The 16,144-nt window shown below is 73.7% G+C and carries 3 protein-coding genes; all 3 read left to right on the plus strand.

All coding sequences use genetic code 11. The features are described from left to right. Window positions 1-21: 21 nt before the first annotated feature. Window positions 22-369: a hypothetical protein gene (locus ABZO29_RS41560; protein WP_367325379.1), complete on the plus strand. Its 348-nt coding sequence runs from the start codon at window positions 22-24 to the stop codon at window positions 367-369. A 295-nt stretch (window positions 370-664) separates the two neighbouring features. Beyond that, entirely contained in the window at window positions 665-2,368 is a 1,704-nt protein-coding gene (locus tag ABZO29_RS41565; protein ID WP_367325380.1) for a fatty acyl-AMP ligase, read from the plus strand. Window positions 2,369-2,549: 181 nt separating this feature from the next. After that, on the plus strand, window positions 2,550-16,097 hold the full coding sequence (locus tag ABZO29_RS41570; protein WP_367325381.1) for an SDR family NAD(P)-dependent oxidoreductase: 13,548 nt from the start codon (window positions 2,550-2,552) through the stop codon (window positions 16,095-16,097). Window positions 16,098-16,144 lie beyond the last annotated feature (47 nt).

A 16,144-nucleotide genomic window follows, 5' to 3' on the forward strand; every position in this document is an offset into this window, starting at 1 on the left:
GCGGGGTAGGGGGTGACATCGATGGCTCGGCTCGTCGTCGACGGCGACGACGTGGTCGTCAGGCTGACTCCCCGGGAGCGGCTGCTCGCCCTGCGTCGCGACGTGCGGGTGCCGGCGGCCGCGATCACGCAGGTGCGGATCGAGCCGGACTGGTGGCGCGCCCTGCGCGGCACCCGACGGTCCGGACTGTACGTTCCCGACCGGTACTGCGCGGGCGAACGGCAGCATCCCGGGGGAGTGGACTTCGCCGCCGTGCGCGAGGGCGGGCCCGTCGTGGTCGTCGAACTGCGGCCGTCCGCACCGTACGCCCGCCTGGCGGTGTCCGTGGCCGATCCCGAGCGGACCGTGGAGGAGATCCGCCGGCGGTGAGAACCGGATGCGCGCTTCTTCACGAAGCGTCAGTTTCGTCAACTGCCATGGACACGAAGGGTTTACATACGTTCGACCCGTCGTACTGACGGACTGCTATGGTCTACCCGTTGGTAGCACGCCGAACGGGGGACGCGTGGAGCCCGCGGCGTATCGCCGCAGCTCCGCTGTGGGTCGTCGAGACGGACGATCTGGCAAGGGGGCGAGGTCGGCCAAGAGTTCCGCACCGTCGCAGCATGCGGCTATCGAACTCCAGTTCCCCTACTTATGATCCCGGACAGGTGAGAGTCTTCACATGGTTCGTTCCCTGGTCGATTCACTGACCGCGCACGCCTGGCAGCAGCCCGACCGGACCGCATACCGATACCTCGTCACGGGCGACTGCGACGGACAGATCCAGGACATCAGCTATGCGCGGCTCGCCCGCCGGTCCCGAGCCGTCGCCGCCTGGCTGCAGGAGCGCGGGCTGGCCGGTTCCCGCGCCATGCTGCTCCATCCGCCCGGCCTCGAGTTCATCTGCGGTTACCTCGGATGTCTCTCGGCCGGTGTCGTAGCCGTACCGGGCGTGCCCCCGCAGGGCCGGGCGCAGAACCACCGTGCGCTGACCCGGATGAAGCGCCTCATCGCCGACGCCGACGCCAAGGTGATCCTCGGCGGCCGCGAGGTTGTCGCCGCTCTGGGCGCCATGGCGGAGCACCTGCCCGAACTCGCCGAGATCACCTGCGTCGCCACCGAGGACATACCCGACGAGGCCGCCGACGCCTGGCGCGAACCCGATCTCACCGCCGACTCGGTCGCCTTCCTGCAGTACACCTCCGGCTCCACCTCCGCCCCCAAGGGGGTGGTCGTCACGCATGGAAACCTGCTCGACAACGAGCGGGTCATCACCGAGCGGATGGGCCACACGCCGGAAGTGATCGCGCAGTACGACCATGAACTGGTCGTCAGCTGGCTGCCCGTGTACCACGACATGGGTCTCATCGGCCCCGTACTGAACACGGTGTATCTCGGCCTCACCGCCACCCTCTTCTCCCCGCTGCACTTCCTGCAGCGGCCGGACCGCTGGCTGACCGCGATCAGCCGTTACCGCCCGCACACCAGCGGCGGCCCCAACTTCGCGTACGAACTGGCCCTGAAGCACGCCACGCCCGAACTCCTCGAAGGTCTCGACCTGAGCTCGTGGAGGGTCGCCTTTAACGGCGCCGAACCCGTGCGTGCCGCCACACTGCGCCGGTTCGCCGAGACGTTCGGGGTGGCGGGCTTCCGACGCGAGGCCTTCTATCCGTGCTACGGGCTGGCCGAGGCCACCGTCATGGTCACCGGCGGCACGGTGGACACCGCGCCCACCCTCCTCCAGGCCGGCGAGGCGGACGCTGCCGCCGTCGGCTGCGGGCGGCCCGGACCCGGAGTGACACTGGTCGTCGCCGATCCCGAACGGGGTGAGCAACTGCCCGAGGGCGAGGTCGGCGAGATCTGGGTCCGCGGCGCGAGCGTCGCCAAGGGCTACTGGCGCAACACCCTCGCCACCCGCGAGACCTTCCGCGCCACCCTGCCCGGCCACGACGGCCGCTTCCTGCGCACCGGAGACCTCGGATTCCTGCGCGACGGCGAACTGTTCGTCACCGGGCGGCTGAAGGACCTGATGGTCATCGACGGCCGCAACCACTACCCGCAGGACCTGGAGGTCTCCGCCGAGATGGCCCACCCGGCGCTGCGGCCCGGCTGCACCGCCGCGTTCTCCGTGGACAGCGGCGTGGAGGGTGAACTGCCCGTCCTCGTCGCCGAGTTGGACCCGAGTGTGGCCGGGGAGACCGAGAAGATCACCGACCTGGTCCGCGCCGCCGTCGGCGAGGGCCACGGTCTCTCCGTGCACGACGTCGTCCTGGTCCACCCCGGCACGATCCCCAAGACCTCCAGCGGGAAGATCCAGCGCCGCGCCACCCGGGCGGCGTACCTCGACGGCGCCCTCTCGCCCGTCGGCGTACCCGCCGCGACATGACGACCTCCGCCGCCGGCCCGCCCGGGCGCGTCGGCGGTGCGGCGACGGCCGAGTCCGTCGTACGCCGACACCGGTCACCACGGGCCGTTCCGGGCCCGTTCCCTCGCCGTACGCCCCCGGTCCCGCGTACCGCTCGTACGGACACCGCCTGAGCCCGAGTTCACGAGGACACCTTTTCCAGATGCCTGCGAACGAGTCTTCGAAGCAGTCCCCCGAGCCCTCCGTGACGAGCGCCGAGGGCGCCCGGGCCTGGCTGGCGGCGGCCGTCGCCGAGGCGGCCGGGCTCGATCCGCTCACCGTCGACCCGCACCGGCCGATCGCCGAATTCGGCCTGGGATCAAGGCAGTTGGTCACCCTGGCCGCAGAGCTCTCCACGGAGACCGGACGGGCCCTGGAACCGTCCCTCGTCTTCAACCACCCCACCGTCGCGGCGATCTCCGAGGCCATCTTCGAGGAGCGGCCCGCGACACCGGCTCCCGCCGCCGAGCCGGCCGCGCGGCCCGGCGACGACATCGCGATCATCTCCATGGCCTGTCGTTTCCCGGGCGGCGCCGACAACCCCGAGGCACTGTGGCGGCTGCTCGCCGCCGGTGAGGACGCCATCTCCGAGGTACCCGCGGGCCGTTGGGACACGAACGGGCTCTACGACCCCGACCCGGAGGCCACCGGCACGGCGTACACCCTGCGCGGCGGCTTCCTCTCCGGCATCGACCGCTTCGACGCGCCCTTCTTCGGCATCTCCCCCCGGGAGGCCGCGGCCATGGACCCGCAGCAGCGGCTGCTGCTGCAGACCAGCTGGGAGACGCTCGAACGCGCAGGCATCGTCCCGGAGACCTTGAACGGCAGCTCCACGGGCGTCTACATCGGCCTGTACGACAGCGGATACCTGTCCTCCGCCTCCCTCGGCCAACTCGACGGGCACGTCGGCACGGGCTCGGCGTCCAGCGTGGCCTCCGGGCGCATCGCCTACACCCTCGGCCTCCAGGGCCCCGCGGTGACCGTCGACACGGCGTGCTCCTCCTCCCTCGTCGCGCTGCACCTGGCGGCACGCGCGCTGGCGGCCGGCGAGTGCGACCTGGCGCTGGCGGGTGGCGCCACGCTCCTCGTGACGCCGCGCGGGCACGTGGAGTTCAGCAGGCTGCGCGGTCTGTCGCCGTCCGGGCGGTGCAGCCCCTTCTCCGCGGACGCCGACGGGGTGGTGTGGGCCGAGGGCTGCGGTCTGGTGCTGCTGAAGCGGCTCGCGGACGCGCGGCGTGACGGCGACCGGGTCCTCGCCGTCGTCAAGGGATCGGCCGTCAACCAGGACGGCCGCAGTCAGGGGCTGAGCGCCCCGAACGGGCTCGCGCAGGAGCGCGTGCTGCGCGCCGCGCTGGACGCGGCGGGACTGCGGCCGGACGACATCGACCACGTCGAGGCACACGGCACCGGCACCCGGCTCGGCGACCCCGTCGAGGGCGGCGCACTGGCCGCCGTCTTCGGACCGGGCCGCCCGGCGCACCGTCCGCTCGGTGTCGGCTCGCTGAAGTCCAACATCGGCCACACGCAGGCCGCCGCGGGCATCGGCGGTGTCATCAAGACCGTCCTCGCCCTCGGCCACGAGCGGATACCGGCGTCCCTGCACGCCGAGACCCCCACCGAGCACATCGACTGGGACGGCGGCGGGCTGCGTGTGCAGACAGGCGCCCTGGCGTGGCCGCGGGGCGGTGACCGGGTGCGGCGGGCCGGGGTGAGCGCCTTCGGGATCAGCGGCACCAACGCGCACGTGGTCCTGGAGGAGGCGCCGGGGGAAGCGGTTCGGCCGCAGGCGGCGGAGCCTTCCGGCAGGGCTCTCTTCCCGCTCTCCGCGCGCAACGCCACCGCCCTCCAGGCACAGGCCGGCCGGCTCCTCGAAACCCTGCAGGAGCAGCCGCAGTTGTGTCTTCCCGCCGCAGCGGCCACTCTCACCCACCACCGCACCCATTTCGAGCACCGGGCCGTCGTCCAGGCCGCGGACCGCGACGAACTGCTCACCGCGCTGCACGCACTCGCCGGCGGACGGCCCGACACCGGCCGCACCGTCGGCCCCCGGCCGACCCTGCCGGAAGGCAAGTTGGCCTTCGTCTTCCCCGGCCAGGGTGCCCAGTGGGCCGGCATGGCCCGCGATCTGCTCGACAGCGACCCGGTGTTCGCCGACGAACTCGACCGCTGCGACGGCGCCCTGCGCCCGTTCACCGACTGGTCCGTGACGGCCGTCCTGCGCTGCGCCGCGGGCGCCCCCTCCCTGGATCGCGTGGACGTCGTACAGCCTGTCCTGTTCGCCGTGATGGTGGCGTTGGCCGCGGTGTGGCGGGCCCGGGGCGTGCGCCCGGACGCCGTGATCGGGCACAGCCAGGGCGAGGTGGCCGCGGCCTGTGTCGCCGGAGCCCTCAGCCTCAACGACGCGGCCGCCGTGGTCGCGCTGCGCAGCCGGGCCCTGACCCGGCTGTCCGGCACCGGCACCATGGCCGTCGTCGCCCTGCCGCACACCGAGGTCGAGGCCCGTCTGGGCGACCGCGTCTTCGTCGCGGCCGTCAACAGCGGCCGCTCCACGGTCGTCGCCGGTGACGTCGAGCCCCTGGAAGCGCTGCTCGCCGAGCTCGAACGCGAACAGGTCTTCGTCCGCCGCCTCGACGTCGACTACGCCTCCCACACCGACCGCGTCGAGCCGATCCGCACGACGATCCTCGACGAACTCGACGGTGTCACCACGCACCCGGCCTCCGTCGCCTGGTACTCCACCGTCACCGGTCAGCCGGTCACCGAGGAGCTGGAAGCCGACTACTGGTACGCCAACCTCCGCGAGCCGGTCCGTTTCGCGCCGGCCGTGGAGCACATGGCGGCCGACGGCTACCGGTACTTCGTCGAGCTCGGCCCCCACCCGTCCCTGCTCACCGCCCTGCGCACCGTCGACGAGGACCTGGTGGCCGTCGGCTCGCTCCGGCGCGAGGAGGACGGCTGCGCCTGCCTGGACCGGGCCGCGGCCGAACTCCACGTCCACGGACGGCGGATCGACTGGCGCCGGATCGTCCCCGACAGGCCGCTCGCCGACCTGCCGACGTACGCCTGGGACGCCCAGCGCCACTGGATCGAGCCCGAGGCCGGCGCAGGCGCCCCGAGCCTCTTCGACCGCGCCGCGCACCCGCTGCTGGGCATCCAGCTGCAGTCCGCGGACGAGACCCGCTGGACCTTCCGCAACGAGTGGTCGACGGCCACCGCCGACTGGCTGCCCGGCCACGCCGTGTTCGGCCGGACCGTCGTGTCCGGAACCACCCTGCTGGAGCTGTGCCGAGCCGCCCTCGCGGCGGCCCGCCCGGACACACCCGCCGACGTCTGCGGTCTGCTCCTCCTGACGCCGCTCACACTGCCCGCCTCGGGCACGGTCGAGGTGTCCGTCGAGGTGACCACAGACGGTCCCGCGGCCGAGGTCACGGTGCACGGCCGCCCGCGCGGCCTGGAGGGCGCGGGCTGGGCACTGCACGCCACCGCGTCGGCTGCCGAGCCCGCGCCTGCCACGACCGGACCGGCCCCCACGTGGCCGGAGGCCGCCGAACAGGCATGGAGTCCCGAGACGTACGAGCGGCTCAGCGGCCTCGGTCTCGGCTACGGTCCGGCCTTCCAGGGCGTACGGGAAGCGGTGCTGACCGGCGACGGCGGGTTGCTGGCCCGGCTGTCGCTGCCGCCCGTGGCCCGCGACCTGACCGATCCGTACCCCGTCCATCCGGCCCTCCTCGACGCCGCGCTGCACGTGACCGCCGCGTTCGACGCGTCCGACGGGCGGGTACTGCTGCCGGTCGCGGTGGGCCGGTGCACGCTGCCGCCCGGTGGTGCGACGGACCTCGTCGCGGCCGTGCGGCGCACGGGTGGCTCGGCGTCGGACGTCACGCTGGACGTGACGCTGTGGGACGCCGACGGCTTCCCGGCCGGCCGCCTGGAGGACGTACGGCTGCGGGCGGTGAGCCCCGCCGATCTGAGCAGCGGCTCGGCGAACGCACGGCACCTGTACGAGGTGGCGTGGACGGCCGTGGCCGAGCAGCCCGCGCGGACGCCCTCCGGCGGGTGGACCGTGCTCGGTGACCACTCGGACCCGCAGGTCGCGGCCACCGTGAGCGAACCGGGCGCCGACGTGGTCGTACGGTTCTGGCCGCGCCCCGCGCCGGACGCGGCCGAGGTGCGGCAGCTGGCCGCCACCGCCCTGGACGAACTGCAGGCGCTGATCGCGCTCCCGCCCGGCGAGGCCCCCGGCCGGACCGTCTGGGTGACACGGGGCGCGGTCGCGGCCGATGACGGCGACCGCGTGCCGGGGCTCGCCCAGTCGGTGCTGTGGGGTCTGGCCCGCAGCGCCCGCACCGAACACCCGGCCCTCGGGCTGACCCTTCTGGACCTTGACGACACCAACGCTCCCACGGATGCCCTGCGGGCGGCCCTGTCGGTTGAGAACGAGCCCGAACTCGCCTTCCGCGCGGGGGCGTTGCTCGCTCCCCGACTGGTGCGCGCCCGGGGCGCGGTGCAGGAGGGTGCGGTGCCCACCGAGGGCACCGTCCTGATCACCGGCGGCCTTGGCGCCGTCGGCCTTCACATCGCCCGGCTCCTCGCCGAACGCGGAGTCGCCCGGCTGCTCCTGACGTCACGTCAGGGACCGGCCGATCCACGCACTCCGGAAGTGATCGCGGAACTGTCCGCACTGGGCGCCGAGGTCCAGGTGGCCGCCTGTGACGTGGCGGACGCCGCCGCGCTGGCCGGCCTGCTCACCGGTGTGCGGCTGAGCGGAGTCGTGCACTGCGCCGGGATCCTGGACGACGGAGTGGTCGCCGAGCTGACGCCCGAACGTCTCGCGCGCGTGCTGCGCCCCAAGGTCGACGGGGCCCTCCACCTGCACCGCCTCACCGCCGACCAGCCGCTCGATGTGTTCCTGCTGGTCTCCTCGGCCGCCGGTGTCGTCGGCAACGCGGGACAGGGCAACTACGCGGCGGCCAACGTCTTCCTCGACCAACTGGCCCACCACCGGCGCGCCTCGGGCCTGCCGGGTGTGGCCGTCTCCTTCGGTGCGTGGGCCGGCGAGGGACTGGCCGCCGAGCACGCCGACCTGCAGCGGATGGCCCGCCTCGGGCATCGCGCCCTCAGCCCCGACCAGGGCCGCGACCTCGTCGAACTCGCCCTGCGGCGCGGCACACCGCACCAGGTCGCCTGGTCCCTGGACCTGGCCCGCCTGCGGGAGACCACGACGGGGGCCCTGTGGCGTTCGCTGCTCCCCGCGCCCCGCGGCGGCGCACAGAACGCCGGCCTTGCGGACCGTCTTGCGCGCCTCCCCGAGGCCGAACGAGCCGAACGTGTCCTCGCCCTGATCCGCGAGGAGGCCTCCCGCGCCCTGGGCCTGCGCTCGGCGGAGTCCGTCCGCCCCGACCAGCCGCTGCGCGAGCTCGGCATGGACTCCGTGACGGCGGTCGAACTGCGCAACCGCATCGGCGCGCGCATCGGCGCCAAGCTCCCCGCCACCCTCCTGTTCGACCACCCCACCCCGGCCCGCCTCACCGAGTACCTGCTGACCACGACGCCGGCCACAGGCGGCCGCACGACGCGCCGCGCGGACACGCGCCCCGCCCGCACCCAGGCACCGTCCGACGAGCCGATCGCCGTCGTGGCCATGGCCTGCCGACTGCCCGGCGGCGTGGGCGATCCCGAGGACCTGTGGCACCTCCTCGCCGAGGGCCAGGACGCCGTGGGCCCCTTCCCGGCCCGCCGCTGGGACGTGGAGTCGCTGTACGACCCCGACCCGGACGCCCTGGGCAAGTCGTACGCCCGTGAAGGCGGGTTCCTCGATGACATCGAGTCCTTCGACGCGGGCTTCTTCGGGATCACTCCGAAGGAGGCGGCCGCGATGGACCCCCAGCAGCGCCTGCTGCTGGAGACCGCGTGGGAGGCGCTGGAGCGCGCCGGAATCGTGCCCGCCCGCCTCGCGGGCAGCACCACCGGCGTCTACGTCGGCATGTTCGGCAGCGACTACCTGGCGGGCTCCCGGCTCGACCAGCTCGACGGGTACGTCGGTACGGGCTCCGCGCTCAGCGTCGCCTCCGGCCGGCTCGCATACGCGCTCGGACTGCACGGCCCGGCGCTGACCGTCGACACCGCGTGCTCGTCGTCCCTGGTGGCGACGCATCTCGCGGCTCAGGCGCTGCGCTCGGGCGAGTGCGACCTGGCGCTCGCAGGCGGTGTGACGCTGATGGTGACCCCGCAGACCTTCGTCGAGTTCAGCCGCCTGCGCGGCCTGTCCGCGACGGGCCGCTGCCGTTCCTTCTCCGACGACGCCGACGGCGCCGTCTGGGCCGAGGGCGCCGGCATGCTCGTACTGAAGCGACTGAGCGACGCACGACGTGACGGGGACGAGGTACTGGCGGTGCTGCGCGGCACGGCCGTCAACCAGGACGGGCGCAGCCAGGGCCTGTCCGCGCCGAACGGCCCCGCCCAGGAGCAGGTGATCCGCCGGGCGCTGGAACTGTCCGGCCTCGCACCCGCCGACATCGACTACATCGAGGCCCACGGCACGGGCACCACCCTCGGAGACCCGATCGAGGCCAACGCGCTCGCGCAGGTCTTCGGCGACTCGCGACCCAAAGACCGGCCCCTCCACCTGGGGTCGCTCAAGTCCAACGTCGGGCACACGCAGGCCGCTTCGGGCGTCGCCGGGCTGATCAAGGTGATCCAGTCGCTGCGCCACCAGACCCTCCCGCGCACCCTGCACGCCGGCACGCCCAGCCGGCATGTCGACTGGGAGGACAGCGGGCTGCGGCTGCTGCAGCAGGACGTGGCCTGGCCGTCGGCGGGGGAGCGGGTCAGGCGGGCCGGCGTCAGCGCCTTCGGGATCAGCGGGACGAACGCGCATGTGATCGTCGAGGAGGCCCCGCCGGCAGAGGCGGAGCCGCGAGCCGAACGGGCCACGGGCAAGCGGCTGTTCGTACTGTCCGCGCGCAGCGAGCCCGCCCTGCGCGGCCAGGCCGCGCGGCTCGCCCGGCACGTCGGCGACGAGGCCACGCTGCCGGACGTCGCCCACACTCTCGCCCTGCACCGCAGCCACTTCGAGCGGCGCGCCGCGCTCGTGGCGGGCGACCCGGACGAACTGCGTGCTCAGTTGGACGGGTTGGCGGCAGGCCGTAGGCCCCTCGCACCGCCACGTGAGGAGCAGGCCGGCAAGGTCGCGTTCGTCTTCGCCGGGCACGGCGGCCAATGGCCCGGTATGGGCGTCGAGTTGATGAGCGACTCCGACGCCTTCCGCGAGGAGCTGACCCGGATCGACGAGGCAGTGCAGCGGCACGTCGGCTGGTCCGTGCTCAACGTGCTGCGGGCACCGGAGGAGTTCTCGCCGCTCGACCGCACCGAATACCTGCAGCCGGTGCTGTTCGCCGTCAACGCGGCCCTGGCCGCCGCCTGGCGGGCCTTCGGCGTCGCCCCCGACGCCGTGGCCGGACACAGCCTGGGCGAGATCGCCGCCGCGTACTGCGCGGGGGCCCTCACTCTCGACGAGGCGGTCGCCGTGGTGACCGCGCGTGCGCACTCGGTCGTCCCGCTCGTCGGACGGGGCGGCATGCTGGCCGTCGAGCTGCCGCACGCCGAGGCCGGGGAACTGCTCGCGCCCTACGCGGACCGGCTGTTCGTCGGCGCGGTCAACAGCGCCGCCTCCACGGCCCTGTCCGGCGACGCCGTCGCGCTCGCCGAACTCCGCCGCCACCTGGAGGTACAGGGCATCACCGCCCGCCCCCTCTCGACGCCGTTCGCCTCGCACACCCCGTTGATGGAACCCCTGCGCGCCGAGCTCCTCGGCCGCTTCTCCGGGATCCGGGGCACGCGCACGGCGACCCCGCTGTACTCGGCGGTGACGGCCGAACCCGTCGCGGGCGACCGCCTGGACGCCGAGTACTGGTTCGCCAACCTCCGTCAGCCCGTCCGCTTCGCAGACACCGTCCGGCGCATGCTGGACGACGGCTACCGCTACTTCGTCGAACTCAGCCCGCACCCCTCGCTCGTCCCGTCGATAGAGGCGGTGGCCGCCGAGGCCGGGATCGACGCCGTCGGCATCGGTTCACTGCGCCGAGGCCAGGACACGCACGACGTACTCCTCCGCAGGCTGGGCGAGTTGTACGAGGCCGGGCACACCCCGAACTGGCAGGCCTTGTTCCCGGCCGGGCGCCGAGTCGACCTGCCGACGTACGCCTTCGCCCGCGAACGCCACTGGCTGGCCCCGGCTCCCGACACGGGGACCGTCGGCGGCTCACCGCTCCTCGGCACTCACATCGAGGCCAGTGACGAACCGGACCGGCACGTCTTCGAGACCCGGCTCGACCTGCGCGACAGCCGCTTCACCTACCTCACCGACCACCGGGTCACCGGGGAGGTCTGGCTGCCCGGCGCCGCCTTCCTCGACATGGCCCTGGGTGCCGCGTCGGCGGTGCAGGAAGGGGACGAAGTCCGGCTCGTCGATGTCAGGTTCGTCCAGCCGCTGCGGCTGGACGCGGATCGGCCGGTGCGCCTGCAGCTGGTGCTGCGGCCCGTCCAGGGCGGCTTCCGGGAGTTCACCATCGCCTCCGCCGCCGTCGGCTCCCGATGGGAGCGGCACGTCACCGGGCGGATCGACATGACGGGCGGGGCAGCCCCTGTCGAGGCCGGGCTCGGCGCGCTGCGGGCGACGTGCACCGAAGCGGTCGACGTCCCGGCCGTCTACGCCGGACTCGCGGCCCTCGGTATCGAGTACGGCCCCGCCTTCCGCGGCCTGGAGACGGGCCACCGCACCGACGCCGCCGCGTTCGCCCGCCTCACCGGACGGCCCGCCGCCGGTCACCTGCTGCACCCCGCCCTCCTCGACGCCTCCTTCCACGCGGCCGCACTGCCGGGCAACGCACCGGAGGGACGCGCGTTCGTACCGGCGGGCTTCGGGCGGCTTCACTTCACCGGGCGGCGTACGACCCCCGTATGGGTGAGCTGCGAGCTGAGGTCCCCGCACGGCGACACCGCCACCCTCGACCTGCGGCTCTGGGACCAGGACGAGCAACTCGTGCTGGAGGCGAAGGACTTCACACTTGCCGCGCTCTCGCCGCTGGACGGCGCCCTCTTCGAGACCCGCTGGCAGCCGCGCCCGGCCGCCCAGGAGCCCCCTGCCACGGGCAGCTGGCTGATCCTGGCGGACGAGACGGGCGTGGCCGCCGAGCTAGGCGAGCGGCTGGGCGCGTCGGTGCCGCACGTGATCGCCCGCAGGGGTGAGGCGTTCCGCGTCGAAGGCCCAGGACGATACGTCCTCGACCCGGCCGATCCGGAGCAGTTGACCCGGCTGCTGGACGAGGCCTTCCCGGGCGGGCTGCCCGAGCGGGTTGTCCAGTTGACGGCCCTCGACGCCCCGCCCGTCACCGACGACCGTACGGCCGAGGAGGCGGCGCGGCTCGCCTGTCTGAGCACCCTGCACCTGGTCCGGACGCTCGCCGACCGCCCGCGGGGCCGGGCCCCCCGGCTCTTCGTCGTCGTCCGCGGCAGCCAGGCCGCCGGCGACAGCACCCAGGTGACGCACCCTCAGCAGGCGCTCGCCTGGGGCTTCGGGCTAGCGGTGGCGCAGGAGTACCCGGAGCTGGGCACCACCCTGATCGACCTGCCTGCCGAGGGTGGCGCAGACGCCCTGTGGACACAGTTGTGGCACGCGGACGACGAACGGCTCGTCGCGCTGCGGGAGTCGGGCCGTCTGGTGCCGCGCCTTGCCCGCACCCGCCCGGACGACGCGGGCCACATGGCGATCACCCCGGACGGCGTGTACCTGATCACCGGCGGTCTGGGCGGCCTCGGCCGGGTCGTGGCCGACCGGCTGGTGCGCCTCGGTGCGCGCAGGCTCGCCCTGATGAGCCGGAGTGCGCCCGGCCCGGAGGCCGCGAACTGGATCGCGGGCCTCGAAGCGCGCGGCGTGCACGTGCTGCTCGCCCGCGCCGACGTCGCCGACCGTGCCGGTCTGACGGCCGCCCTCGACGGGGTACGGCGCGAAGCCGGGCCGATCGCCGGCGTCGTCCACGCGGCGGGCGTGCTCGACGACGCGACAGTGGCGAACCTGACCGACGAACGCGTCCTGCGCGTCCTCGCCCCCAAGGTCCTCGGCACCGCCCTGCTCACCGAACTCACCCCGGAAGCGGGGACCTTGGTGCTGTTCGCCTCGGCCGCCGGCCTGCTCGGCTCCGCAGGACAGAGCCCGTACTCCGCGGCCAACGCCTTCCTCGACGCCTGGGCGCACCACCTCTCCCGCACAGGGCGGCGGGCGCTCAGCCTGGACTGGGGCGCCTGGGCCGGCGTCGGCATGGTGGCGGAGTCCGGGACGCGCCGTGCGGAAACCAGCCGCTCGGGTCTGATCGCCTTCTCCCCGCGGGAGGGCGGTGAGCTGTTCGAGCGGGTGCTCGCCACGTCCCGACGCCAGCTCGCGCCGCTCGCCCTGGACCGGGACATGCTGTCGCTCGCTCCGGACGTGGCGCGCACCCGCCCGATCCTGGGCGACCTCGTCACGGTCCCGACCGGCACGGCGGACTCCGACGGCCTGGTGCGGAAGGTGTTCGCCGCGACGACCGAACAGGACCGCACCGCATGGCTCGAGGCGTACGTCAGGGCCCGCGTCGGCGAGGTCTCCGGAGGCGTCGTCGACGTCTCCGCGGCCACGGCCCTGAAGGAACTCGGCCTGGACTCCCTGATGCTGGTACGGCTGCGCAACGCCTTCGCCCGCGAACTCGGCGTGGAACTCCCCACCGCCGAGGTGTTCTCCGCGTCCGACATCCGCGGCCTCGCCCGCGCCCTCGGCGAGGCCCTGCCCGAGAGCGCCGCCCAGGAGCAGGTCACCGACCCGGTACAGGAGGTACCGGAGACCGAGCTGCTGCCCGCTACCCGCGACGTCGTACGACTGCTGCGCAGCGCCCGGCCGGGCATGCCCGACGCGGCCCACGGCGTCGGCCTCGCCGTACGGCTCACCACGCCGACCACCCGCGAAACGCTCACGGACATCGTCACCCGTCTCGCGGCACGGCATGCCGCCCTGCGCACGGCAGTTGTCACCGGCAGCGAAGGCGGTCGGCAGCTGCGCGTGGACCGGTCGTTGCCGGAGCCGGTGCTGCGGTGGACGCAGACGGCCGAACCCGAGGCCCCTCGCGCGCTGCGGGAGCTCCTGGAGCCGCCGTTCGACCTGGGGACGCCGCCCCTGTGGCGGTTCGAGTTGCTGGACGGCGGCGCGAGCGGCCAGCTTTTGGTGTTCGGTGCCCACCACGCGGTCAGCGACCTCCAGTCGCTGCTGCTGGTGGCGCGTGAGATCGACGCAGAACTGTCCGGCACGCCGCTCGGCTCCGACGTCACCAACCGGGACGTCCATCTCCTCGTCGAGGCCCAGCAGACGGGCGAGGGCTTCGGCGCGGCCGAATGGCGCGAGTCCTTCCGGGGCAGCGAGCGGCTCGACCTGACGCTCGCCCACCCGCGCCCGCAGCAGCGTTCGTACCGGGCAGGCAGCGTGACCGTGGCCCTCCCGGACGGGCTCATGGAACGCGTCTCTGCGGCCGCGAGCAGGCTCGCCGTCACGCCCGCCGCGTTCTGCCTCGGCACACTGACCGTCCTGCTGGCCAGGAAGCGGCGACGGGAGCGCTTCGTGCTCGCCGTGCCCGTGGACACCCGCATCCACGCCGACGCGTTCGACGCGGTGGGCTTCTACGGCGTCCCCGTTCCGTTCCCGGCCGAGGCCCGGGCGGGCGAATCCGTCGAGGAGGTGCTGCGCCGTACCGACGGCCGCCTGGAGCGGATCCTGAGGAAGGGCGCCATGTTCTCGGACGTCCTGGCCACGCTGGCCCGGCAGGGGCTGCACCGCGCGAACGCGCCGCTCGTCGAGGTGTACTTCAACTTCGTACGGCACGGCGGGCACCTGGCCAACCTGGAAGTACTGCCCGCCGGGACGGGCTACACCGACCTGGACCTGATGATCACCATGACCCCGGACGCGGGCCGCATCCGGTTCGACCACAACCTCGACATCCTGGACGAGGCGACGACGGCCGGGCTGGGGGAGGAGTTCCTGGCGCTGCTGGCGGAGGTGGCCGAAGACGGGTCAACGGTGGTGCGGCAGGAGGAGACGGCGGTGCGGCCGGGTTCCCTCGCCCTTGCCGCCACCTTCGCCCTCGGCAACCTCCCGCTGATGTGTGAGGCGGCCCTCGGTGAGGGCGCGCCGGACGGCGGCCTGACCGTCGCCGAAGCCCCGTACCACCAGGTCCTCGCGAGCGTGCAGGACCCGTCCGGCGTGTTCGCCGACCCGGCCACGGCCGTCGGCGTGGTGCTGCTGCGGGCGGCGGACCTGGAACGGTTCGGCCCGGTGGACGACGCCCTGCTCGCCGAACTGCGCACCGCCTACCCGGCCGCGCTGCGGTCCCTGTCGGAGCGGACCCGCAAGCCGCTGATCGTAGGCTTCCTGCCCACCTCCGGCGGCGACGACCGCCTGCGGCGCTGGGATCGCGGGATCAGGGACGAGCTGGACGGCCTGCCCGGCATCGCCGTGCTCGGCCCCGACGAGTGGACCCGGCACCACACCGTCGAGGAACCCTTCGACGAGCGGACCGAGCGGCTGGCCCACCTCCCCTTCACCCCGCCCTTCCAGGCGGCGGTCGCCCTGCGCCTCGCCGAGGCCGTACGGGCGGTACGGCGCCCCGCGCCCAAGGTGATCGCCGTCGACGGCGACGAGACCCTGTGGGGCGGGGTGGCCGGCGAGATCGGCCCCGAGGCCGTCGACCTGGCCGGTGCGCGGGCGCTGCTGGCGCGCAGGTTGCTGCAGTGGCGGGAGGCGGGAGCCCTGCTCGCGCTTGTCAGCAACAACGACGAGGCGACCGTACGAGCCGTGCTGGACCGGCCCGACAGCCTGCTCAAGGCCGAGCACTTCAGTGTGCTCTCCGCCGAGTGGGGCCCGAAGCCCGCCCGCCTGGCGGAGGCGGCGCGCACGCTCAACCTGGGCGTCGACAGCTTCCTCTTCCTGGACGACAACCCGGCCGAGATCGGCAAGATGAGGTCGGCGCTTCCCCGGGTACTGTCGGTGACCTGCCCGGCCGCGACCGAACTCGAGGAGTTCCTGGGCCGGTTGTGGCCCCTGGTCCCGGCGGCCGCGACCGCCGAGGACACGCTGCGGGCGCGCTTCTACGAGCAGGAACGGGAGCGGGACGCGGCCCGCGCACGGGCAGGCTTCGAGGAGTTCCTCGACGGGCTGCGGCTGGAGGTCGACATCCGCGTCCTGTCCGGGGACGACCTCCAGCGGGCCGAGCAACTCGTCTGCCGCACCAACCAGTTCACCCTGCGCGCCCGGTCCGCCGACGGCGGCGATCTCCCCCGCTGGCGGGAGCGGGGCGAGGTGTGGACGGCCGCCGCCCGGGACCGGTTCGGCGACTACGGCCAGATCGGCCTGCTCGCGATCCGGGCGGACGGCGATCAACTCGAGGTCCTGGGCTGGCTGATGAGCTGCCGGGCGCTCGGCCGCGGTGTCGAGGAAGCACTGCTGCGATGGCTGGCCGACCGGGCCGATGAACTGGGCTGCACAAAGGTGCTGCTGACCGCGGAGCGCACCCCGCGCAACGTGCCCGCCCGTCGGCTGGTGGCCGCCCTCGGCGTTGGCCACCAGGACGACGAGCTCCTCGAGACCGTGACCACGCCGGACCGCCTGCGGGCGTTCCGGTCCTGGGAGCGATAGGGCGGCAGTGGCGAAGGAAAGGACAGTTGACAGGGTGAAGGGCTCTC

It is taken from the genome of Streptomyces sp. HUAS ZL42 (assembly GCF_040782645.1).
Taxonomy (GTDB): Bacteria; Actinomycetota; Actinomycetes; order Streptomycetales; family Streptomycetaceae; genus Streptomyces.